16 protein-coding genes are annotated in these 23,646 nt (G+C 62.9%); 14 read left to right on the forward strand and 2 right to left on the reverse strand.

What is annotated here, in order from left to right; all coding sequences use genetic code 11:
* Positions 1 to 27 precede the first annotated feature (27 nt).
* The 3 genes from treZ to treY are packed head-to-tail and all read left to right on the forward strand — an operon-like array spanning position 28 to position 7,030.
* Entirely contained in the window at positions 28 to 1,926 is a 1,899-nt protein-coding gene (treZ, locus tag AWB80_RS22510; RefSeq protein ID WP_061176858.1) for a malto-oligosyltrehalose trehalohydrolase, read from the forward strand.
* The gene (malQ, locus tag AWB80_RS22515; RefSeq protein WP_061176859.1) at positions 1,923 to 4,121 is read left to right on the forward strand and encodes a 4-alpha-glucanotransferase; all 2,199 of its coding nucleotides are present in this window, start codon (positions 1,923 to 1,925) and stop codon (positions 4,119 to 4,121) included. The genes treZ and malQ overlap by 4 nt, the downstream gene beginning before the upstream one ends.
* Entirely contained in the window at positions 4,118 to 7,030 is a 2,913-nt protein-coding gene (treY, locus tag AWB80_RS22520) for a malto-oligosyltrehalose synthase (protein WP_061176860.1), read from the forward strand. The genes malQ and treY overlap by 4 nt, the downstream gene beginning before the upstream one ends.
* 58 nt (positions 7,031 to 7,088) lie before the next feature.
* Here treY and AWB80_RS22525 read toward each other — a convergent pair whose 3' ends face one another.
* A complete protein-coding gene (locus tag AWB80_RS22525) occupies positions 7,089 to 8,453 on the reverse strand; it encodes a hemolysin family protein (protein ID WP_061176861.1) in 1,365 nt (454 codons plus the stop codon).
* Positions 8,454 to 8,514: 61 nt separating this feature from the next.
* A complete protein-coding gene (locus tag AWB80_RS22530; RefSeq protein WP_341866828.1) occupies positions 8,515 to 9,639 on the reverse strand; it encodes a sensor histidine kinase in 1,125 nt (374 codons plus the stop codon).
* A 582-nt stretch (positions 9,640 to 10,221) separates the two neighbouring features.
* Here AWB80_RS22530 and AWB80_RS22535 point away from each other — a divergent pair.
* The 11 genes from AWB80_RS22535 to AWB80_RS22580 all read left to right on the forward strand — a co-directional run bounded on the left by AWB80_RS22535 (position 10,222) and on the right by AWB80_RS22580 (position 23,644).
* A complete protein-coding gene (locus AWB80_RS22535) occupies positions 10,222 to 11,295 on the forward strand; it encodes a glycosyltransferase family 2 protein (RefSeq protein WP_061176862.1) in 1,074 nt (357 codons plus the stop codon).
* A gap of 400 nt (positions 11,296 to 11,695) precedes the next feature.
* Positions 11,696 to 12,973, forward strand: coding sequence for a flippase (locus AWB80_RS22540; RefSeq protein ID WP_061176863.1), 1,278 nt, complete (start codon positions 11,696 to 11,698; stop codon positions 12,971 to 12,973).
* 156 nt (positions 12,974 to 13,129) lie between these two features.
* Positions 13,130 to 13,276, forward strand: coding sequence for a hypothetical protein (locus tag AWB80_RS44080; RefSeq protein ID WP_160147471.1), 147 nt, complete (start codon positions 13,130 to 13,132; stop codon positions 13,274 to 13,276).
* A 509-nt stretch (positions 13,277 to 13,785) separates the two neighbouring features.
* Positions 13,786 to 14,937 (forward strand): glycosyltransferase, encoded by a 1,152-nt coding sequence (locus AWB80_RS22545; protein ID WP_061176864.1) that lies wholly within the window; start codon positions 13,786 to 13,788, stop codon positions 14,935 to 14,937.
* 10 nt (positions 14,938 to 14,947) lie between these two features.
* Positions 14,948 to 16,027: a glycosyltransferase family 4 protein gene (locus AWB80_RS22550; protein ID WP_061176865.1), complete on the forward strand. Its 1,080-nt coding sequence runs from the start codon at positions 14,948 to 14,950 to the stop codon at positions 16,025 to 16,027.
* A 49-nt stretch (positions 16,028 to 16,076) separates the two neighbouring features.
* The gene (locus AWB80_RS22555) at positions 16,077 to 17,270 is read left to right on the forward strand and encodes a glycosyltransferase (protein WP_061176866.1); all 1,194 of its coding nucleotides are present in this window, start codon (positions 16,077 to 16,079) and stop codon (positions 17,268 to 17,270) included.
* Positions 17,271 to 17,300: 30 nt separating this feature from the next.
* Complete coding sequence (locus AWB80_RS22560) at positions 17,301 to 18,398, forward strand: glycosyl hydrolase (protein WP_061176867.1); 1,098 nt, start codon at positions 17,301 to 17,303, stop codon at positions 18,396 to 18,398.
* A gap of 493 nt (positions 18,399 to 18,891) precedes the next feature.
* Positions 18,892 to 21,243, forward strand: coding sequence for a polysaccharide biosynthesis tyrosine autokinase (locus AWB80_RS22565; protein ID WP_061176868.1), 2,352 nt, complete (start codon positions 18,892 to 18,894; stop codon positions 21,241 to 21,243).
* Between the two features lie 250 nt (positions 21,244 to 21,493).
* Positions 21,494 to 21,730 (forward strand): hypothetical protein, encoded by a 237-nt coding sequence (locus tag AWB80_RS22570; protein ID WP_061176869.1) that lies wholly within the window; start codon positions 21,494 to 21,496, stop codon positions 21,728 to 21,730.
* A 59-nt stretch (positions 21,731 to 21,789) separates the two neighbouring features.
* Positions 21,790 to 23,202, forward strand: a complete 1,413-nt coding sequence (locus tag AWB80_RS22575; RefSeq protein ID WP_061176870.1) for a hypothetical protein — start codon at positions 21,790 to 21,792, stop codon at positions 23,200 to 23,202.
* 100 nt (positions 23,203 to 23,302) lie between these two features.
* A complete protein-coding gene (locus AWB80_RS22580; RefSeq protein WP_040049973.1) occupies positions 23,303 to 23,644 on the forward strand; it encodes an FKBP-type peptidyl-prolyl cis-trans isomerase in 342 nt (113 codons plus the stop codon).
* The last annotated feature ends 2 nt before the right edge of the window (positions 23,645 to 23,646 follow it).

The following is a 23,646-nucleotide window of genomic DNA, read 5'->3' on the forward strand; positions in this document are numbered from 1 at the left end:
GAACAGCAGCAATACAGGCAGGAAATCATGTCCGAACGTCCGATCGATCCGCACAAGCATCATCATGCGTATTGCCTTCCTTTCGGCGCTCATCTGACGGGCGCCGTGCGCGAAAATCCGCGTACGCGTTTTCGCTTCTGGGCGCCTTCGCGCGATGCCGTGCAGGTGGAGATTCAACGCGCGGGCGGCGCGCCCGAACTGGTCGACATGCAGGCAACCGGCGACGGCTGGTTCGAAGCCGAAGCCGATGGCGGCGCGGGCACGCTCTACCGCTATCGGCTCGATAAGGATCTCGCGGTGCCCGATCCCGCTTCGCGCTTTCAGCCGCAGGACGTGCACGGCCCGAGCGAAGTGGTCGATCCGCGCGCGTATCGCTGGACCCACACGAACTGGCACGGCAGGCCGTGGGAAGAGACCGTGCTGTACGAACTGCACGTCGGCGCGATGGGCGGTTATGCGGGCGTCACCGCGCGTCTGCCGGAACTCGCGCAACTCGGCGTGACGGCCATCGAACTGATGCCGCTCAACGATTTCTCCGGCACGCGCAACTGGGGCTACGACGGCGTGCTGCCCTACGCGCCCGACTCGTCCTACGGCCGCCCCGAGGACTTGAAGAAGCTTGTCGACACGGCACACGGTCTCGGCCTGATGGTGTTTCTCGATGTCGTCTATAACCACTTCGGCCCGGACGGCAACTATCTGAACGCCTACGCGAAGACCTTTTTCCGCGAAGGCGTGCACACGCCGTGGGGCCCGGCGATCGACTTCGAGCGTCCGCAAGTGCGCGATCTCTTCTTCGACAATGCCCTGTATTGGCTCAACGAATATCGTTTCGATGGCCTGCGCCTCGATGCGGTGCACGCAATCGACGACGACGAATGGCTGCGCGAATTCGCGCACCGCGTGCGCAGTTCCGTCGAAGCGAGCCGTCACGTGCATCTCGTGCTGGAGAACGAGCACAACACGGCGAATCTGCTCGACACGCATTTCGACGCCCAATGGAACGACGACGCGCACAACACGCTGCACGTCCTTCTCACCGGCGAAAGCGAGAGCTACTACGGCGCGTATTGCGACAGGCCCATCGAGAAGCTCGCGCGCATCCTGAAGGAAGGCTTCGCGTATCAGGGCGATCCGTCGCCGATCCACGACGGCAAGCCGCGCGGCGAAACGAGCGCGCATCTGCCGCCCGCGCGTTTCGTGATGTTCCTGCAGAACCACGATCAGATCGGCAATCGCGCGATGGGCGAGCGTCTGCGCTCACTGACCGACGATGAATCGCTCTACGCCGCGACGGGTCTTCTGTTGCTGTCGCCGCAGATTCCGCTGCTGTTCATGGAAGAACAATACGGGTCGAAGCAACCGTTCCTGTTCTTCACCGACTATCACGATCAGCTCGCCGATGCCGTGCGCGAAGGCCGTCGCAAGGAATTCGCAAAGTTCTCCGCGTTCAGCGACGAAAAGCGCCGCGCGCAGATTCCCGATCCGAACGATAAACAGACCTTCGAGATGTCCTCGCCGAAGCCGTCCGACGAACAGGACGAAGCGGACCGCCTTGCATGGCTGCACTTCTATCGCTCGGCGCTCACGGTGCGCGCGAAGCTCATCACGCCGCGTCTGAAGGGCGCGAAAGCGCTCGGCGCGGATGTTCTCGGCGACAAGGCGCTCGTCGCGCGCTGGAAGCTCGGCGACGGCGAGACGCTGACCGTCGCACTCAATCTCGGCGATGCGAGCATCACGCTTGAAGAGAGTCCCGCCGGCAAGATCATCTTCGAGACGCCGGCGCGCGCGCAGGATCGCGCGCGTGACGGCGAACTCAGCGGACGCACGTTCCTCGCCTGGCTCACCGGCGACGTGAACGAATACGCAATCGCGCACGACGCGCGCCGCTTCGAACCGGCATCGGCCGAAGGAAAAATCTCGTGAGCGCCGCCACAAACAAAGCGAACGCCGCGCGTCCCGTGAGCAGCATCGAAGCGCTCGCGGAGCGCGCGGGCTTCGAGATCGAATGGCAGAACGCGCACAGGAACATGCAGCGCGTGCCGGAAACGACGCTGCGCATTCTGCTCGAAAAGCTCGGCCTGCCGTGCGGCAACGCCACGCAGATCAGACAGAGCATGGCCGCCGTCGATGCCGAAATGAGCGGACGCAAGCTGCCGCCGCTCATCACAGCCGAAGTGGATCGCGGCATCGCGCTGCCGGTGTCGGCGGCGAAGTCGGGCGCGCGCTATCGCATCGAACTGGAAAGCGGCGAGGTCATCGACGGGCGCTTCACGTCGCCCAAGGGCGAGACCGCGCTGCTCTCGCCGATCGCCGAGCCGGGTTATCACACGCTCGTCATCAACGACCATCGCACGACGCTCGCGGTCGCGCCCGCGCGCTGCTATACGATCGACGACGCATGGCGCACCGTCGATGAGAACGCCGAGCACGCGCCGCCGCTCTGGGGCGTCGCGGCGCAGGTGTATGGCCTGCGGCGCAACGGCGATGGCGGCGTCGGCGATTTCACCGCGCTGGCTTCGCTCGCGACGCAGACGGCGAAGCGCGGCGGACATGCCGTCGCCATCAGCCCGATGCACGCGATGTTCAGCGCCGAGCCGAACAAGTTCAGCCCGTACTCGCCGTCATCGCGGCTCTTTCTCAACATCGCGCATGTCGATCCGGCCGCCGTGCTCGGCGCGCCCGCGACCCGCGCGGCGATCGAGAAGGCGGGCGTGGCCCAGGAGCTCGACGAACTCGAACGTCTCGCGCTGATCGACTGGCCGCGCGCATCGAAAGCGCGTCTTGCGATTCTGCGCGCCCTCTTCGACACCTTTTCGCAAGACCGCGATTCGCCCTTCGCGAAGGACTTCGCCGCGTTCGTCGAGGAAGGCGGCCGCCCGCTCGAAGACCATGCGCGCTTCGAGGCGCTGCAGGCCGCGCAGATCGCGGAGAACGGCGAAGGCCACTGGCGCAACTGGCCCGAGGCATTGCGCGACCCGCGCAGCGACGCGGTAACGGCATTCGCCAGCGCCCATCGCCGCGAAGTCGACTTTCATCTCTTCACGCAATGGCTCGCGGCCAAGGGCCTCATGCACGCGCAATACGCCGCGCGCGATGCGGGCATGGCCGTCGGCCTCGTCGCGGACCTCGCGGTCGGTTGCGACAGCGCGGGCAGTCACGCATGGTCGTATCGCGAGGAAATGCTCACGGGCGTGTCGGTCGGCGCACCGCCCGATCTCTTCAATCAGGCCGGGCAATCGTGGGGCCTTACGACCTTCTCGCCGCGCGCGATGCGCACGCAGGGCTTTGCGGCATTCATCGACATGCTGCGCTGCGCGTTCGCGCGCGCGGGCGGCATCCGCATCGATCATATTCTCGGCCTGCGCCGGCTCTGGCTCGTGCCCGAGGGCGAAAGCGCAAAGGACGGCGCGTATCTGCGCTATCCGCTCGACGACATGCTGCGGCTCATCGCGCTCGAATCGTGGCGGCATCGCGCGATCGTGGTCGGCGAGGATCTCGGCACCGTGCCGCCCGGCTTTACGGAACGCTTGCAGGAGCACGGCTTGCTGGGCATACGCGTGCTGTGGTTCGAGCGCGAAGTGGATGGCCCGGGCTTCAAGCCGCCGCGCGAATGGGACAGCGGCGTCACGGCGACGACGACCACGCACGACCTGCCGACCGTCACCGGATGGTGGCGCGGCGAGGACATCGTGTGGCGCTCGAAGATCGGCCAGACGAACGCGCGCGCCGATGGCCGCGACGCCGTCGAAGTCGCGCTCGAAGAGCGCGGCGAGGACCGTGCGTATCTATGGCGCGCGTTTCAGCAAGCGGGCATCGCACCCGACGACGTGGACGCGCCCGGCATCGACAATGCGCCCGTCGATGAAGCGCTCGCCTTCGTCGCCGCGACGCCCGCGCCGCTCGTCACGTATCCGCTCGAAGACCTGCTCGCGCTCGCGGAGCAGCCGAACCTGCCCGGCTCGATCGACGAGCATCCGAACTGGCGAAGGCGCATGACCCGCGCCGTCGACGAGCTGTTTCTCGACGATGCCTTCTCCGACCGCCTGCTCGCCGTGGATGCCGCGCGCAAGCGCTCCGTGCAGCCGAACGAAACTACATCGAAACCCGAATCACCATGACCGTACCGCGTTCCACGCTCAGGCTTCAGCTTCACAAAGGCTTCACTTTCGACGACGCCGCCGCGCTCGTGGATTACTTCGCGCAACTCGGCGTGAGTCACGCCTATGTGTCGCCGATCACGACCGCGACGGCCGGTTCCACGCACGGCTACGACGTCGTCGACTACACGACGGTCAATCCCGAGCTGGGCGGCGAGGATGGGCTGCGGCGCTTCGTCGAGAAGCTGCGCGCGCACGAGATGGGACTCATCGTCGATATCGTGCCGAATCACATGGGCGTGGGCGGATCGCAGAACGCGTGGTGGCAGGACATCCTCGAATGGGGCCGCCATGCGGCGCACGCGCGCTTTTTCGACGTCGACTGGCATTCGCCCGATCCCGCGTTGCGCGGCAAGGTGCTCGCGCCGTTTCTCGGCGCGTCCTATGGCGAGGAATTGCAGGCCGGCAAGATCGCGCTCGCGTATCGCGCGGACGAAGGGCGCTTCGTCATCGAGTATTACTCGAATGCATTTCCGGTCTGCCCGGTCGACTACCCGGCGGTGTTTCAGGAAGCGCCCGAGCTTGCGCAACGCTTCGTCGGTTTGACGACGCAGCCCGTCGATCAGCCACGCGCCGCCGACGCGCGCACCGCGCTCGTCACCATCGCGCAGACCGAGGGCGGCCAGGCCGCAATCGAGGCGATCATAGCCGCGCATGCGCCGGATACGCCCGCGGGCCGCGATCGGCTGCATCGCCTGCTGGAACGGCAGCATTTCCGCCTCGCATGGTGGCGCACCGCCGCCGACGAAGTGAACTGGCGGCGCTTCTTCGACGTGAGCACGCTAGGCGGCGTGCGCGTCGAGCGGCCCGAGGTGTTCGAGGCATCGCATGCGCTCGTCTTCAGACTCTTTACTGAAGGGCTGATCGACGGCGTGCGCGTCGATCACGTCGATGGTCTCGCCGAACCGCGCGAGTATTGCCAGCGTTTGCGCGCGCGGCTCGAAGATTTGTCGGTCGAACGTCCCGAGGCACTGCAGCATGGCAATGGCCGCACGTATTTCGTCGTTGAGAAGATTCTTGCGCGTGGCGAACCGCTGCGGCGCGACTGGCAGGTCGACGGCACGACCGGCTACGACTTCATGAACGATGTCGGCGCGCTGCTGCATGATCCGGCGGGCGCGGAACCGCTTGCCGCGTTGTGGGCCGAGATCACGGGAATGAGCGCATGCTTCGCCGACGAAGCGCTCGCCGCGCGCCGCAAGATACTCGCGGAGAATCTGTCGGCGGAACTGGATCGCGTCACGCGCGCGCTGCATCGTATCGCGCGCGATGCGCAGACGACGCGCGATTTCACCTTTACGTCGATCAGGCGGGTGGTCGCGGAACTCGTCGTGCAGTTTCCGGTGTATCGCATCTATCCGATCGGCAGCGTGCGCAGCCCCGAGGACGAGCGCTTCTTCACGCAAGCGCTCGACGCCGCGCGCGCGGTGCTCGCGCGGGCGGATCATGTCGTGCTCGATCAGGTCGCGCAATGGCTCGGCGGCAAGCTGCCGGACGATGTGCCGCAGCCTGAGCGCATCGAGCGTGGTGAGCGTCCGGAACGCGGCCGCGATCGTGCCGCGGAGCGCACGCGCGAGCGTGATCGCAATCAGGCGCAGGCGGGGCCGAATCCGCCATCGTCGAGCGGTTCGCAGCGTCGCGCTGCGCAGACGCTATTTTCGCAACTGACCTCGCCGGTGGCGGCGAAGGCCGTCGAGGATACGGCGTGTTATCGCTACGGGCGGCTCATTTCGCGCAACGAAGTCGGCGCGGACCCGGGCGAGTTCGCGTTATCCGTCGATGAGTTTCACGCCTGCAATCGAGAGCGTTTCGAAGCGTTCCCGCACGCGATGCTCTGCACGGCGACGCACGATCACAAGCGCGGAGAGGACGTGCGCGCGCGCATCGCGGCGTTGAGCGAGATTCCGGACGAATGGGCCACGACGCTCCGGCAATGGTCCACGTTGAACACCCCTTTAAGACGCGGCGATCCGCATGACTGGGCGCCGGGACCGGCTGCGGAGGCAATGCTCTATCAGACGCTCGTCGGATGCTGGCCGACGACGCTCGCCCCCGATGACGAAGCGGGCGTTCACGCGCTTGCCGAACGTGTGGCGCAGTGGCAGTTGAAGGCGCTGCGCGAGGCGAAGCTCCGCACGAGCTGGTTCGCGCCTGACGAAGCGTATGAGAACGCGTGCAAGGACTTTCTGTTCGATATCGTCGCACCGCAGCGGCGCAATGGCTTTCTGCAGGAGTTGTCGGCGTTCGTCGCGCGGGTCGCGCCGCTCGGTGCGATCAATAGTTTCCAGCAGACGTTGCTGCGGCTTACGTCGCCGGGCGTGCCGGATCTTTATCAGGGTACCGAATTGTGGGACTTCAGTCTCGTCGATCCTGACAATCGCAGGCCTGTCGATTATGCGTTGCGTCGGCAGTGGCTTGCCGAGGTGGAAGAGAAAGGGCCACCGTCCGAGCAGTTGGCGAACTGGCGCGATGGGCGTGTGAAGCTGGCGCTCGTGAGGCGCGCTTTGGCTTTGCGCAAGCATTGCGAGTCGTTGTTTGCTCAAGGAGAGTATGTGCCGCTCGAAGTTCAGGGTGAGCAGGCGGGACATGTGATCGCTTATGCGCGCCATGCAGGAAGTGCGTTTGCCATCGTGATCGCGACGCGGCTCGCGGCGCCGTTGCTGGACCCCGAGCGGGATGTGCCGCTTGTGGAGCCTGAGCGTTGGGGGGATACGGCTATCGTGTTGCCCGAGGCGCTGCATTCGCGGGCGTTGTTCGATTGGTTGGGGCCCAATGCGCCCAAGGCCGAGGGGGAGAGGCTCTTTCTGCGCGATGCGTTGGGGGTGATGCCAGTGGCTTTGCTGGTGGAGGAAGGCGTGCCGAAGCCTTAGGGTTCAAGTTTTTGGTTTGTCGCCGAATCCCGGCGACAAACCAGGCGAAACCCAACGGTCATTCCGCTTCCTGAAGCGCCTCTTCCCTTGGATAAACCCGCACCAGCACGATGCGCGGCCCTTTCATCTTCTTGACCACGATATCGAACCGATCGAACTCCACCCGTTGCCCCTCGGTGGGCAAATCACCGAGCGCATTGATCACGAGCCCGCCCACCGATTCCGCCCGTCCTTCATCGATATCGATCCCCAACGCGCGCTCGAGCGAAACGACCGGCAAGCTCCCCTTGCCCATCAAAGTGCCATCGTCCATGCGCGACCAGTCGGCATCGCCCTGACGGAACTCATCGTGAATCTGCCCGACGAGCGCGCCAAGCAGGTTATCGAGCGTGATGAAGCCGATTGGCTTCGCCCCCTTGCGCCCGACGATCGCCAGATGCGGTGCGCCCTTGCGAAAGCGCCTGAACAACTCCAGCGCCGACAGATTCGGCGCGACATACTGCACCGGCCGCACATGGCGAGAAAGCTTGTCGATCTTTTCCGCGGCATCCTTCGACAAGCTGAAGTTGAAGCCACGCCCGCTGCCATCGCCCGCAAGCAGCAGATCTTTCAGATGGATCATGCCGATCACGCGCTCACCCGACGCATCGGCGAACAGCGGATAGCGCGAAAAACGATGCCGTGAAATCACCGCGAGGTTGTCGCGCATCGCCAGATCGTTGCGCAGCCCGACGAGTTCATGCGCCGGACGCATCAGGTCAGAGACCGTCATGCGGCTGAAATCGAGCGAATGCGCGATGGTGTTCCACTCGTCCTCGTTATACGAAGACCCGCCGCCATGATGACGCCCGCGCAGGATCAGCTTCAGTTCGTCGGTGGAGTAATGCGCGTCGTGACCGTGGTCCGCCGAGATGCCGAAAAGCCGCAACACGAAGTTCGCGCTCGAATTCAGCACCCAGATGAACGGATACATCACCCAGTAGAAGCCATAGAGCGGCGTGGCGAGCCACAGACCCACCTGCTCCGCGCGGCGGATGGCCCACGACTTCGGCGCCAGCTCGCCGACGACGATATGCAGAAACGAAATGACCGTGAACGCGAAGAAGAGCGAGATCGAATCGATCAGCTTCTCCGATTCGACACCGATCAGCGCGAACAACGGATGCAGGAGCGTGGCGAACGCCGGTTCGCCGATCCAGCCAAGCCCGAGGGACGCCAGCGTGATGCCGAGCTGGCATGCGGACAGATAGGCGTCGAGTTGCCCGTGCACCTTCGCGAGCAGGCGGCCAGGCAGGCCGTTGGTGCGCGCGAGCGCCTTGACGCGCGTGGGCCGCAGCTTGACGAGCCCGAACTCCGCTGCGACGAAGAAGCCATTCAACGCGACGAGCAACAATGCGCCGATCAGCGCGACAACCTGAGCCAAAGCAACTCTCTTCGAAAATGGAAAGCGTCAGTATATGGCCGACAGGAAATCGAAAGTCAATTTACATCCCTGCGACCGGCAGGCGCACCGACAACGTCACCTCCGCGCCGTCCACGATATCGCTGTGCTCGAACGCGCCGCCATGCGCTTCGGACACGCGCTTGCACAGCGCGAGGCCCCACGCAATGCGCCCGCCTTCGCGCGGTTCCAGCGCCTGCCGGCGCGCGAAGGCTTCGAGCACGTGTGGCGACGCCGCGTCGCTGAGCGCCTCGGCCGATACCGTGAAACGCACGTCGGTGCGCCACATGCTGCCTTCGATATTGCTCGACGCGCGCACCGTCGCGCCCGCCGCGCTCGCCTCGGCGGCGAATGCGAGCATGAGCCAGAGCGCCTGCAACAGACGCTCCGCATCGCCTTCGAGTTGCTCGTCCGCGAGCGGCGAGTCGATCTCGATCGTCACGCCGCGCGCCCGCGCAACGCCCGCGCGCGCCAGCGCCGCGCTCTTTTCCAGCAGCGGACGCACCGCGACCGGCGCGAGCGCGACGGACAGCGCCTTGGTCTCGGCGCGCGTCGTATCGACGGATTGCTCGATCAGCTTCACCTGTTGCTCAACACCCGAGCGGATGCCCGCGAGCGCGCGCTGCGCGGCTGGATCGTTGGCGTCGACCTTGCGTTCGAGCACGTAGCCCCAGCTATGGATCGCGTTCAACGGACCGCGCAGATCGTGCGATACCACCGACAGCACATGATCGCGCATGAAGAGCGCAGCCTCCGCACGCAGATGCGCGACGCGATCGGCGGTGTCGTGCTCCCTGTCCGATGCCCCTGCCGATGGCGACACGATCAGCGTGACGCAATCCGGACCCGGCAGCGCGATGATCGAAAAGGCGCGCGTGGCGTCGTCGTCTTCGATCGACACGTGCGCGCGGCGCGTGCCGTTGCACGCGAGCGCGGCATCGGCTGCCGAAGCGAACGCGGCGGTGAGCGGCCGGGGCAATGGGGTATCGGCGAGCGCGCGGCCGACGAGCGCGGCGGGATCGAGATCGAAGAGATGCGCCAGGACGGCGTCGGCGGAGAGGCAGCGCTGGGCGGCGTCGAGCACCAGCACGCCGTCGTTTCCTGCGACGGCCGCGCCGAAGGAGTTGTCGCCTTCCGGCTCGACCGTACTGGAAAAAGACGTTGTCACAGTTATGGATCCTTGCGTGTATCGGTGTTGCGGCGAAGTCGCGAAGCCGGTTGCATCTGCCTGATGAATGGGCAGCTCGAATGAATCCTTGCGGGTCATTATATGTGAGCGCCTACGACGCATGCGGCAGCGGTGCACTTGTGCCCGCCGCGCCTGTGTAGCAATTCGCGTGCACGATCGTGCCAATCAGACGCCTCCGCTGGAAAGATCGGAATGCTATTAATTCGCTTTTTGATAACCGAATAGTCGCGGCAATAAAGTCTCGTTACGTTTTTTACACGTTGAGATTTAAAACGCGAATTGCGGTTGCAAACCCGCTTCAGTCTGCAAAATGCGATGCCTTCGGCAATGAAAATTCCCTACGCAAATCCTCGCATCGATTTTATTTTTCTCTTGACCACGACTTGGGGCGCGCAATCTGGAGAATACGCATTCGATTCCGCATTCACGTGTAGCAGAACTTTCCCCGCATCAACCTGTCCATAGCATTCCCTCCGGTGTTCAGCACTTGACCCGCCGGCACGCATGACCGCCTTGTCCACGGTGGCTTTCGATTCAACTCTAACCGGTGACACGAGCACAATGACACGCATCCGCAATGGCAACCCTGAAACCTTGCTGTCGGTAATCATCCCCGCGTACAACGTGGAGCATTTCATCGCCGCGTCTCTCGAATCCGCGCTCTCGCAACCGCGTTCCGATGAAATCGAACTGATCGTCATCGACGACGGCTCGACGGATCGCACACTCGAACGCATTCTCGACGTGCAGCGCAGCGCGCGCGGCCGCAATATCCGCGTCATTCATCAGGAGAACCGCGGCGTGTCGGCCGCGCGCAATCGCGCCATCGCGGAAGCGACATCGCCGTACATAGGCTTTCTCGATTCCGACGACGTCTGGGCAGCGGACTTCACCGCGAAGATCATGCCGCTGCTCGATTCGAACGCCGCGGACATCATCGAATTCAATGTCGGCATCATCGATTCGGGCGGCAAGGTCATCGACAAGGTCACACTGATCGATGCGGGCACGGAAGGTCATCGCGCATGCGATCTCGACGCGCTGCTCGACTTCGCGCGCGTGTATCAGGTGTTTCCGGTCGCGCGGGTGTACAAGCGCAAGCTGTGGGACGGCATCGAGTTTCCGGCTGGACGCGTTTATGAAGACGCCGCCGCGATTCCGCTCGTCTATGCGCGCGCGCAGTCGCTCTTTCGTCTCACCGATGATCTCTACTTCTATCGACGCCGCGCGGGCAGCATCACGACGCGCGCGACACCGTACACGGTGCAGTCGCTCGCGACCTGCGCGGAAGACACCATGCAGCGCTGCAACGGCGGTCCGCTCGATCCGTTCTGGCTCGCGATGTTCCACAAGGTCTTTGCGTATGCGTGCTTTCAGGCCGCCCGCGTCGATGGCCGCGCGTTCGAAGAATCGATGCGCATCATCGAAACCACGGCGGCGCGCTATCGCGACTTCGCCGCGCATCGCACCGATACGCCGAAGGAGCTGCGCTTTCAAAGGAAGATTGCAGTCGATCGTCGCGTGTTCCTCGCCAAGCGCCTCGTCAAGCGGGCGCTCGGCCTCGAACTGCGTCCGCCTGCGGCGGCATCGCGTGCGCATCGCGTTCCCCGGCAGGCGTCGACGGTGAATGAATGAAGCATGGGAAGGCGCGATGTCCTACCAGCACTTCAGGTAGTTTGCAATCGAACGATCCTGTTTCAGGCGCATCGTTGCGTGTGCCAACCCACTGATGAATACGCTTTTATTTTGTTAAATAAGGTTTGCAATACACTGGCGCTTTCCGGCTTCGAATCGACGGCCCGAAGGCGGTGTATTCCGTTCAACTTCCGCGCACCCGACGCCAGCCCAAAGGCGCAGACGTGCACCTCTCCTGGCCGCGAGCCGCATTGACGGCAGCGCGCGCAAGCGAAACTATTCGCTCGAGAAGCTGTCACGCAAAAGCCCCTCGCGTCGGGCGAACCTGCACGGTTCGCAACCTTGCGGCATAGTCATCAAAGATCACCACGCTGCGCTCAAGCCGGGGAAAAACCGTTCAATGGCATCTTTTCGAAAGAACTTCACGATACTGATGACGTTGCAGGTATCCACATACCTCGCACCGCTGCTGACGCTGCCGTGGCTCGCGCGCGTCCTCGGTCCGGGCGAATATGGACGTCTTGCATTTGGCCTGGCCTTTACCGCTTACTTCATCTCGGTCACCAACTACAGCTTCTCGCTGACGGCCACGCCGAAGATCTCGATCAATCGCGAGAACCGCGAACTGCGCTCGCGCGTCTTCTGGGAAACCATCCTCACGCAAGCCGCGCTCGCATGCGCAGGATTCGTCGTGCTGGTCATACTGACGTCGGTCATTCCTTATCTGCAAGAGAATCGCGAGCTGCTTCTCATCGGCTATGGCCAGGCGATCGGCGCGATGCTGATCCCCACGTGGTACTTCCAGGGCGTCGAAGATCTCGGCATGCTGAGCCTCTTCGTATTCATCGGACGCGCGCTCAGCATTCCTGCGATGTATCTCTTCGTGCGCGAGCACGACGACGTCTACATTGCAATGGCCGTGAATGCGCTGGTGCCGCTGCTATCGGGAATCGCGATCTGCACATACCTGTACTCCCGGCGCGAACTCGACTTCGTGCGCGTGTCGTTCAGGACCATCGTCGCTCGTCTGAAGGACGGCTGGAGCGTGTTCATCGCCACCGCGATCGTGGACATCTATGCGTCGAGCAACATCGTGATACTCACGTTCATTGCAGGCAATGTCGCTGCAGGCTACTTCGCCGCGGGCGACAAGCTGATCCGCGCGGCACTAAATATGCTGACACCACTCAAGACCGCGGCGTATCCACGCGTGAGCTTTCTCATGCATCACGCAAGGGAAGATGCCTTCGCGTTCCTGCGCAAGATGTTCGTGGCGCAAGCCGTGATCGTGTCGCTGATCTCGTTGTGCATCTTCTTCGGCGCACCGCTTGCAGTAAAACTCTTGTATGGACCGAAGTTCTTGCCTACCGTAGAGGTGTTGCGATGGATGGCGTTCGTGCCGTTGATGGCCGGTCTGTCCGATCTCTTCGGTGTTCAGACGATGCTTCCGCTCGGCATGAAGGCGCAATTCAGTCGCGTGCTGATGGCGTCCGCGGTAGTGAACTTCGGCTTGCTCGCCGTGCTCGCAACGCTGTTCGGCGAGCAGGGCGCGGCGGCTACGGTGCTGATCACCGAGACCGTGGTCGCTGCCGCGATGGCATTCACGCTGCATCTGGAAGGTGTGCCGTTGCTCAAGCGTCGTCCAATCGCCGAAGGCGCGCGCTCAGGAACGACATGATTCATGTTTTCGATGCGGCGACATTCGACACCCGCCCTACTCCAAAGTTGCATACATGTATGTGAGTCAGCGAACCGACCGATGCAGTTCGAGCCGGTATCGTATTGGTATGACCAGTGTTTAATTAAGAGAGCCTGTGGAATGGAAACAGAGGAAATGTCGATCGAACACGTCCAGAAGCTGGTGCAGCAGGCCGAAAGCCTGCGCATGCAATCGGTCGCGGTTCCGCTCAAGGACCTGCAGATAGTGCTGCAGATTTGCGAAGCGGCGATTGCTCAGCAGAATGCCTCAGTAACGAAATGACCTCAAACAATCCGTGTCTTGAGCTCTTGAGCACTTCAATGAGGAAGGTGCCCGAGCCGGATGCCGCAGTCCCGACACCGGGACACCAAAAAACCCGAATGATTAGTCGGCTTCATGCACGGTTGCAGAGCAGTCCTTTTTACCGGATTCCACTGCACTTTCTATCGTGCGGCACAGATTAATCGTCACAAAGACCGATCTGCGGGAGTCATCCGGCCAAATTGATCTGGACCGGGCTTTCGACAGGTAACTCCGGGGATGGTTTTCGAGCATGACGGGGTTCCTCGCATCCGTGCGCGGGAACGACTCATGCTATGCCGCATCGCGTGCGTATTTTTCGACTGCGCAATTCAACGCTCGATCAGTACTCCTCGTGACGACCGTGCACCTCTTTGATGCATCGGTCATTTCTCGAAACTGTCACGTCGATCACCGATAACGATTAGGCCATTTACTTCTTATTGCGTATTGCCGCGGGTGCTCGGCAGGACGCCAACGAAGAGTCCAAGATGAAAGAGATCGTCCATATCACCGAAGCTTTCGGTGGCGGTGTGCTATCCATGCTGACCCAGCTTTCGAACCGAGCGGCAGCCGCGGGCGTCGGCGTAACGATCCTTCATTCGATCCGGCAGGAAACGCCCAACAATTTTTCCCGGCTGTTTCATCCGGCGGTCAAGCTGACGTATGTGAACATGGTCCGTGAAGTGAGCATGCGAAGCGACCTCACCGGCCTGTGGAACCTGGTTCGCAAGCTCAGGGAGTGCGATCCATCGGTGATCCATCTGCATTCGTCGAAGGCCGGCGTACTGGGACGCGCCGCGGCACGCATCGCCGCGCCGCGTGCCCGCGTGTTCTATTCGCCGCACGGCCTCGCCTTTCTGCGCCGCGACGTGTCGCCCGCGAAGCAGTTCGCCTATCTGAGCTTCGAGCGCATCGCCGCGCGCCTCGGCGGCACCATCGTCGCGTGCTCGAAGAGCGAACTCTCGGAGATCGAAACGAGGATGCACGCGCGACAGGCGCGCATGATCGAGAACGGCGTGAACGTGCCGGAGATTCCGCCACGCATCGAGAAAGACGCGCGGGAGGTGCTCATCGGCATGAGCGGGCGCGCCACGTTTCAAAAGAATCATGAAGCGTTCGTGGATCTCGCCAACGCCTTGCATGGCGACTCGGCGCAATTCCTGTGGATCGGCGGCCATGCCGAAGAGTTGCCGGCCGGAACGCGCAACGGTGTCGTGTCGTGCAGTGGCTGGGTCACGCGCGACCGTGCGCTTGAACTTACCGCCAGTCTCGACATCTATGTGCAGACGTCCCGCTGGGAAGGCATGCCTATCGCGCTGATCGAGGCACAGGTCGCGGGCATTCCCGCCGTGGTTACTGACGTGGTCGGCAATCGCGATGTCGTTCAGCATGGCGTGACGGGCTTCGTCGCAAAGAGTGTCGAAGAAATGACGCAGTACACGACGATGTTGCGCGACGACCCCGTCCTGCGCGCGCGCATGGGAACAGCGGCGAGAACGTCGGCGAGCAAGCGCTTTTCGATGGACGCGATCTTCCGTCAATGGCTCTCCATATACGAGCTCGACTCCTACACGCACGCGCGCGCGCCGCTCGACAAGGACGAGATCGCCTATGAAACCAGCTCCGATTCACAGTTCTGACGCCTCGACAATGGATACTTCCTTCGCCACGAACAAGCTCGTCTACAACGGCCGTTTCACGAGCCAGAAGACCACCGGCGTGCAGCGCGTCGCGCGCGAACTCGTCGCCGCACTCGTGCAGTTGCCGCAAGGCTCGCATGTGACGCTCGCGGTTCCGCCGCAAAACGGACTCGATCCCGTGCAGGGTGTCGACACCGTCAAGCTCGGCTTCGGCAAGGGCGTCTTCTGGGAGCAGATCGTGCTGCCGCTCTTCGCCGGCCGCTCGCGCATCGTGAATCTGTCCAACTCGGGTTCCATCTTCCGCACGAACCAGATCATCTACATGCACGATGCCGCGGTGTTCGATACGCCCGCGCACTTCTCGTGGAAGTTCCGCACCTGGTATCACGTGATGTTCTGGATTCTCGCGCGCACGTCGAGTTGCGTGCTGACCAATTCGACGTTCTCGCGCGACCGGCTCGCGCATCATGTCGGCGTGCCCGCGGAGCGCATCGGTGTGGTGCCGCTCGCCGCGGATCATCTCGATCACATCACGCCGGATGCCTCCGTGATCGACGAACTGAAGCTCACGAATAATCGCTACGTGCTCGCCGTAAGCAGCATGAATCCGACCAAGAACTTCAAGCGTCTCGTCGAAGCATTCATGAAGCTGAACGATCCGTCGATCGATCTGGTGATCGTCGGTATGAAGAATGCGTCGATTTTTGGCAAGGCGCATGATCTGTCGAGCGCGCCGAACATCAAGCAGGCAGGCTATGTCAGCGACGAAAAGCTGAGAGCGCTCTACCAACATGCGGCATGCTTCCTCTATCCTTCCATTTACGAAGGCTTCGGGATTCCGCCGCTGGAAGCGATGCGCAACGGCTGCCCGACGCTCGTGGGCCGCGCGGCCGCGTTGCCGGAAACATGCGGCGACGCATCGATCTATTGCGACCCCTACTCGGTCGACGATATTTCGAGCAAACTGCGCGAGCTGCTCGATTCGCCGGAGCTGAGCGCGGACTTGAAACGGCGCGGCCTCGCGCATGCCGAGCGCTTCCGATGGACGGAAAGCGCACGCCTCTTGATGCAGTTCATCGACAAGCCGTGATGGCGCGTGAGAGCAGCGATGCCGACGCGCGCAGCGAGGGAGGGAGCCGGTGAGGTTGGGAATCTACTGCGACTCGGGTATCAACGGCGGTCACGAAGAGATGCTCAAGCGCTTCATGCTTGCGCTCGTGCCGAGCACGCAGGTCGAAACCTTGCATATCCTCGTGCCGATCACCAACGAGCCGCTGTATCGCTATGTGCGCGATCTGGCGAACGCGCATCCGAAAGTGAAGGCGATCGGTCTTTCGTACACGGCCGAATCGATACGCGGGAATGTGATCGCACTCTGGCGCACGATGCGCGCAACCGCCGCGACCCTGCGCGCGCTGCGGCTGGACAAGGTGCTGATCGCGCAAGGCACGATCGCCTCAGGAATAGCAGGGCTGTTCGCGGCGCGCCGGGCACGTATCGAGACGGTCAGCTATCTGCCGCTCGTCGACGAAGCGCCCGCGAACGCGAGCCGCGCCGGCAAGCTCAAGTGGCTCGTGAAGCGCCGGTTGTATCGCATGCCGAACGCGTACGTCACGTTGAACGATCATCTGTGCGGCAAGCTCAAGACGCTCGCGCCGAACGCGCGCGCAATGGTGCTCGAGAATTATGTCGACGATCGCTTCAGCCGCTCGACGCTCACGAAAGAGGCCGCGCGCGCGACGCTCGGCCTGCCCGACGACGGCACCACGATCATCGCGCATGTCGGCCGGCTGAACTTTCAGCAGAAGCGTCAGGACTTCCTGATGCAGGCCATCGAACGTCACGCCGATGCATTCGCACGTACGCTCGTGCTGATCGTCGGCGAAGGGCCGGACGCGGCGCGTCTGCAAGAGACGATCGACGCGAGCCCGGCGCTCTGCGCGTGCGTGCGCATGGTCGGGCCGCAGAAGGACGTGCTGCCGTATATCGTCGCAAGCGATGCGCTCGTGCTGCCGTCCGCGTATGAAGGCGTACCGCTCGTGATGATCGAATCCGTGCTCGCGGAACGGCCGATCGTCGTCGCGCGCGTGTCGGGACTCGAATCGTATCTGCCCGATGCATTGCTCTTTCCCGCGCACGACCACGATGCCTTCGTCGAGCGCATCTTCGCCGCGCGCGATTTTCCGCTCGCCTCGTTGTCGGCCGCATTCCGGCGACGCTTCTCGCGCGAAGTTTTCGATGCGCAGGCGCAGAGCGTCGTGTTGCAAGCGGGCGATGCGCGCAACGCGGGCGTCGAGCCGACCGCACGACACTCCGACGCGCTGGTCAAGTAAGCGCGCGCACTTTCACGAGGCCGAACATCGATGCGAACTCTGGTGGCTGCGGTATTGGTGTTTGGCGCGTTGCTGTGCGCGTCGGTGCTTATTTTCGCGCGCAGCGGCACGTCGGACGCGTATCACAGCAGTCGCTCGGCTGTCCCCAAGGCGGATGCCGCGAGCCACGCAACGCCGAAGATATCCTGCGGCAAGGGATCGACGGGCGTGTTTTACGGCATCGCTGGACACTTGGAACATCGCGGCGCGTATCGCATGAGCGACTATGGTCTGCAGATTTCACAACTCCGCGATCTGGGTGTCACGATGTACGCGCAAGATGTGTCGAACGAGGAAAGTGCGCACATGGTCGCGGATTTCGCGCGCGCGGCGGCGAAGCAATGCATCGGCGTGCTTGCGCTCGTCACGCCGTTCGAGCAGGAGAAGCGCGCGAACGAGCAGGAGACGTTCGAGCGGGGCTATGCGCTCGGCAAGATCGCAGGACGCTTGCTGAAAGGTCTCGTGACGTACTATCAAGTAGGCAACGAGTACGACAACTGGACGATCCTGGGTTCGGACCGCAGCGGCGAACATCCGTCGGATTACGACAACGCGCGGTTCATGAAGGCGCGCGGATCGATCCTCGGCTTGATCAAGGGCATACGCGAGACGAATCCGGACGCGAAGATCCTGCTGACATCGTTCAGTTGGCTTCACTACGGCTTCACGGACATGCTCTATGCAGGAACGCAGCCCGACGGCAGCAAGGGCCATCCGGTTCCGCAATGGGACATCACCGCGTGGCACTGGTATTCGAACATGGGATCGATCACGGCGGCGGGACAGAACAAGGTCAACGTGCTGGAGCGCCTGCGCGACAGCTATGGCAAGCCCATCTGGATCACGGAATACGGCGTGCGGCCGACTCATGAGGACCCGGCGGGCTATCTCGTCGGCAAGGATGCATTGAAGGGATTCGTCTCGCTTGCAAAGACTTACAACATTCAGAACGTCACCCTGTATGAGCTTTACGACGATCAGCGTTATGGTGGCGATGGCAACTACGGCGTGATTCACGATGACGGCAAAACGCGCAAATCCCGCTTCGATACCGTGCGCGACTTCATCAAGGCGAACCCGATGCCGTGAAGCATCGGCTCGTCTTGTATGACGAAAGCAGCGCGCGCCGAACCGACGATTATCGCGCGAAATCACCGGCGCGCAAGTGGCGTGCCCAGCATTGGAAGGCATTTAACGTTCGCTACTTAACAGACGCGAGCAACTCACGCCCGGAAGATAGTTTTGAACGCTATTTTTTCCGGGCGTATCGTATCGTTGTTAGCAAGCGATTCGAAACGGATTGGCGAGTTTCATCCGCTGAATCCAGGACGCGGTTCCGAGGCACGGTGTGTGCTTCAGGCATATATCGCACTTCGACGAGCCGACATGCTTCGTCATGCGAACGCGAGGCGTCGAGCGCTTCGCCCGCTTTTCAAGAGCCTCTCGCGTCTTAAGTCTGGAAGTTCCAACGGCTCTCTCGCCGGACCACTGACACGTAACGTACCGCGGCATGCCGCGCGGGCTCTCTGCTTTTTCCGCAGCCCGGAAACAACGCTCAATTTATCGACTGAGGACTGCGCCTTTGAACACCCCCTATGTCAACGCCTTACCTTCGCGCCCAGGCAAGGATGACGGTGAATTCACCGCGAGCGATATGCTCAGGCTACTGCGCGATCACCTTGGCATCCTCTTCCTGTTCATCGGAATCGCAGCCGCGCTCGCGAGCGCGTATGCGTTTCTTGCCAAGCCCATCTATTCGTCGGACGTGGTCGTGCGCGTGGATCCACCGGATCCGAACGCGCTCGGCATCGCGCCGCAAAGCCAGCAGCAGATGCCGCAGGCGGTGCAGACGGTGAATCAGCTCGCGCCCGCCGAAATCTCCATGATGCAGAGCCGCTCGGTGCTGGAGCCCGTCGTCAAGCAGTTTCACTTCGACGTGAAGGTCAAGCCCAACACGCTCCCCGTGCTCGGCTCGATCGCGGAACTGTTCGCGAAGAAGGGACATCTCGCGCCCGCATGGTTCGGTCTCGATTCGTACGCCTGGGGCGGCGAGTCGCTGCAGATCGGCCGGCTCGACGTGCCGCCCGCGCTCGAAGATCAGAAGCTCGATCTGGTCGTGCTCGAAAACAGCCAGTACGAGTTGCGCGACCCGGACGGCGAAACGCTTCTGCGCGGCACGGTCGGCCGTCCGGCATCGGCGAATGGCGTGTCGATACTCGTCGATAGCGTGGTCGGCCACCCCGGCGTGCATTTCGACGTGACGCGCCTCAATACGCTCGACGCCATCGCACTCATGAAGAAGACGATGAAGGTGGCCGAGTCCGCGAAGGACACGGGCGTCGTGCAGATCACCTTCAATGCCGACGACCCCGCGCTCACCGCCGAGGTCGCCAACGCGCTCGGCCAGGCGTATCTGGCGGCGGCCGTGCAGGCGCGGCAGGCGAACGACACGAAGACGCTCGAATTCATCCGCGGAGAACTGCCGCGCCTCGAACGCGATCTGCGCCAGGCCGAAGGCAACCTGAGCGCGTTCCGTTCGAAGTCGCAGTCGGTGCAGCCGATCAACGAAGCGCAGGCGTATCTGCAAGGCAGCATCGTGTCGATGCAGCAACTCGCGACCCTGAAGCTGCAACGCACGCAGGCCTTGCAGCGCTTCCAGCCCAGCAGCCCGCAAGTCGTCAATCTCGATCAGCAGATCGCCGAGCTCGAAGCATCGAACAAGCAGATTCAGCAGCGCTTCGACAGCATGCCCGCGTCCGAGCGCCAGAACGCGACGCTCACGCGTGATGCGCGCGTGGCCGAAACCATCTACATGGGCATGGTCAACAAGGCGCAGGAGCTTTCAGTGCGTCGTGCGAGCACGAGCGGCGGCGCGCATATCGTCGATAACGCGTTGCGGCCGTATCGTCCGGTGAAGCCGAACAAGCCGCTCGTCATCATGGCGGGCACGGGTCTGGGCTTTTTCATCGGCACCTTCTTCATCTTCCTGCGCCGCCACGCGATGATCGGCGTGACCGATCCGATGTTCGTCGAGCGCCGTCTGTCGGTGCCCGTTTTGGGCGAAGTGCTGTATAGCCGGCAACAGGCGATGCTCGATCACGAGATCGCCGTCTCGCCAGCGGAGCATGCGCCGCTCACCTACTCCGGCGCCGAGCAGGGCGGACCACCCAAGGCGCTGCCGTACGTTCACCTGCCGGAACATGATGCGTTCGCGATGCCGCACGTCGCCGATACCGATCGCGACGCCCGCGTGCTCGCCACGCGCTATCCGCACGATCCGGCCGTCGAGGCGCTGCGCGCGGTGCGCACGGAGCTGTATCGCGATCTCGCCAACGCGCCGAACAACGTCGTGATGCTGACGGGTCCGATTCCGTCGGCGGGCAAGAGCTTCGTCGCGGCGAATCTGTCGGTGCTGCTCGCCGAAATCGGTCTGCGCGTGCTGCTGATCGACGGCGACATGCGGCGCGGCCATATCGCCTCGTTCTTCAAGCAGTCGAATCCGGGCGGGCTCTCGGAAGTGCTGAAGGGCGAGATGGCGCTCGGCGATGCGATCCGTTATGTCGGCGTGCCGGGCCTGTCGTTCATGTCGTGCGGCGGCTATCCGGAGAATCCGTCTGAGCTGCTGATGATGCCGGGCTTTCGCAATATGCTTGCGCGCATGAGCGACCAGTTCGATCTGGTGATCGTCGATACGCCGCCGTTCCTCGTCGTGACCGATGCGGCGATCGTCGCAAGCGACGCGGGCTCGACGGTGCTCGTGCTGCGTTCCGGCATCCAGAGCGAGGAAGAGATCGAAGAGACCGTGAAGAAGGTGCAGCGCGCGGGCGGCAGACTGGTCGGTTCGGTCTTCAACGCGATTCCGCGACGCCCGAGCAATCGCCGCAGCTACGGTTATGCGGCGGCTTACACGAGTACGTTCAGGTCGGTGAACTGACGGCGTGCGCGCGATGAGGCGCACATCGTATATATGTATCGATGCATCACGCCGCGTGCCCGTCACGCGGCGCTTTACGTTCCATCCGTTGCGGGAAACACTCGCGCGATCGGGATGTCAAACGATTTGCGGCATGACGAGCTATCCTCCGGATGTGATCGCCGCGCGCTGAGCGCTTGCGATCAGCGCGTTGGTTCACGGGGCTTCGGCGCGCTTCGCGTCGCCAACCGGATCGAGGAAAGAGACGCATATGAGCGGACGTTTTTCCTTCAGGCATCGGCTCGTGCAATGCCCGCGCTGTCGCAGACAGGTGGCCGCGGATTCGTCCGTGTGCCCTCATTGCGATTTTCATCGCAAGCCGAAAGCATCGCGCAAACGCGCGCCCTTGCGCATGGCGCTGGTCGTCGTGCTGGCGCTGCTCGCGATCGGCGGCTGCCTCTATCTGGGCGAGTCGGGAATCGATACACACCTGTTCCTGTCGCGCTGAACCGGCGATTTCATCCGATGGTTCGCCGCACTCGCTCCATCCAACACTAACCTTCGACGATGAAAGAAAAAGCGGCGCTGACCGACCTTTACTACCGAATCTGGGCCTTCGCGATGCCGGTGACGTCGTTTCTCGTCATGCCTTCGATTCAAGGCACGACGATCGGCTATCTGATGTGCTTCCTCTCCGTGCCGCTCGTGCTGCTGTTCGGCGGCCGCGCGCGCAAGCACTGGCTGCATTTCGTGGGCGCGGCGCTGCTCGTCTGGCTGATCATGTTCTTCACGTCGCAGTTCGCGGACGTGATGGCGCCTTTCGATCCCGACTTCAGCAAGGTCGTGCTCGTCGACGACACCGATCCCTTCACGTTCCTCATGCGCAAGAGCCTGTTCACGCAGTCCGCCTACGTGGCGGCCGTCGTGCTCTATGCGGCCTACGTGTACCACTACTACAAGCCGACCTGGGACCAATGGCTGCTCGCGGCCATCACGCTGTTCGCGCTCTACGGCATGTTCGAAGTGGCTTACTACATCGTGACGGGGCAGCCGGGCGACTTCATCTCGAACCGCGCGTTCGGCGATCAGTTCGGCAAGGGCATCGTGCGCTCGGACGGCACGGTGAACGGCAGTTCGTTCCAGCAGATCGACGTCAAGGGCTTTCCGATCCAGCGTCTCAAGGCGCTCACGGGCGAGCCGTCGATGTACGCGATGTCCATCTTCCCGTTCTGGGTCTACTTCAACGCGACGTCACGCGTGCGCTGGCCGGTATGGGTCATCGGGCTGTCGTTGTTGATGACCACGTCGTCGACGGTGCTGATCGGCTATGCGGTGTACTCGCTCATCCGCGTGCGCAAGCTCGGCATCAATCCGGTCAAGGCGCTGATCGGCCTGTTCGTGCTGTGCATCGTCGCTTATGTTCTGCAGGACTATATCGCCGACCTCTTCAAGCAGATGGTCACGGACAAGCTTGAGGCGAAAACCGAGTCGGGCTCGGATCGCTCGCTGCTGTTCCTCGAATCGATGCGTCTGTGGTTTCATGCCGCGCCGCTCAATCAGCTCTTCGGCGTTGGCTTCGGCTATATCCGTTCGACTGATCTCTTCTCGACGCTGCTGGTGAACATCGGCGTCGTCGGCACGGTGTTCATCAGCGCGATGATGCTCTACCCCGCGTTCAAGCTCGACTGGGACCCGCGCGGCATGGCGCTGCGCCAGTGCTGCGCCGCGACCTGGACGATGATGATGGTCTCCGTGCCCGAGTTCGCCTATCTCGCGCCGTGGACGCTGGTCGCATTGGCCTACGTGCGCGTGCGTGCGCTCAAGCTCGCGCGCCAGCACGTCGGCGACAAGGCCGCCGCCAATGCGATGCAGGCGTCGCAGGACGGCGCGTCGATCGGCACGGCGATCGGCAGACATGTGCGGCCTGAGATCGGCGCGCGCATCGGCTCGCGCTTCGGTCCGCGCGGGCGTCATCTCTGAGGTTCGCGCGGCGGCTTGCTTCCGTCCGACGTTCTACAATGTCGGTTTCGACCACCGGCTGATCCATCGTTCGGGATCGCCGGGCAACCAGGGAGCAACCATGTCGACAGTCACGACCGATTCCGGTCTCAAGTACGAAGATGTCACCGTTGGCGAAGGCGCCGAAGCCGTCGCGGGCAAGACGGTCAGCGTGCACTACACGGGCTGGCTCACGGATGGCCAGAAGTTCGATTCGAGCAAGGACCGCAACGACCCGTTCGCATTCGTGCTGGGCGGCGGCATGGTCATCAAGGGCTGGGACGAAGGCGTGCAGGGCATGAAGGTGGGCGGCGTGCGCCGTCTCACGATTCCGCCGCAACTCGGTTACGGCGCGCGCGGCGCGGGCGGCGTGATTCCGCCGAACGCCACGCTCGTGTTCGAAGTGGAACTGCTGGACGTCTGAGC

Origin of the sequence: Caballeronia pedi, from assembly GCF_001544915.2 — a bacterium.
Taxonomy (GTDB): Bacteria; Pseudomonadota; Gammaproteobacteria; order Burkholderiales; family Burkholderiaceae; genus Caballeronia; species Caballeronia pedi.

Bases quoted from the DNA above. Each gene is read 5' to 3' on its own strand.
- AWB80_RS22540 (WP_061176863.1), top strand. From the start codon at position 11,696: ATGGCATCTTTTCGAAAGAACTTCACGATACTGATGACGTTGCAGGTA.
- AWB80_RS22550 (WP_061176865.1), top strand. From the start codon at position 14,948: ATGGATACTTCCTTCGCCACGAACAAGCTCGTCTACAACGGCCGTTTC.
- treY (WP_061176860.1), top strand. From the start codon at position 4,118: ATGACCGTACCGCGTTCCACGCTCAGGCTTCAGCTTCACAAAGGCTTC.
- treZ (WP_061176858.1), top strand. From the start codon at position 28: ATGTCCGAACGTCCGATCGATCCGCACAAGCATCATCATGCGTATTGC.
- AWB80_RS22545 (WP_061176864.1), top strand. From the start codon at position 13,786: ATGAAAGAGATCGTCCATATCACCGAAGCTTTCGGTGGCGGTGTGCTA.
- AWB80_RS22580 (WP_040049973.1), top strand. From the start codon at position 23,303: ATGTCGACAGTCACGACCGATTCCGGTCTCAAGTACGAAGATGTCACC.
- AWB80_RS22575 (WP_061176870.1), top strand. From the start codon at position 21,790: ATGAAAGAAAAAGCGGCGCTGACCGACCTTTACTACCGAATCTGGGCC.
- AWB80_RS22535 (WP_061176862.1), top strand. From the start codon at position 10,222: ATGACACGCATCCGCAATGGCAACCCTGAAACCTTGCTGTCGGTAATC.
- AWB80_RS22560 (WP_061176867.1), top strand. From the start codon at position 17,301: ATGCGAACTCTGGTGGCTGCGGTATTGGTGTTTGGCGCGTTGCTGTGC.
- AWB80_RS22570 (WP_061176869.1), top strand. From the start codon at position 21,494: ATGAGCGGACGTTTTTCCTTCAGGCATCGGCTCGTGCAATGCCCGCGC.
- AWB80_RS44080 (WP_160147471.1), top strand. From the start codon at position 13,130: ATGTCGATCGAACACGTCCAGAAGCTGGTGCAGCAGGCCGAAAGCCTG.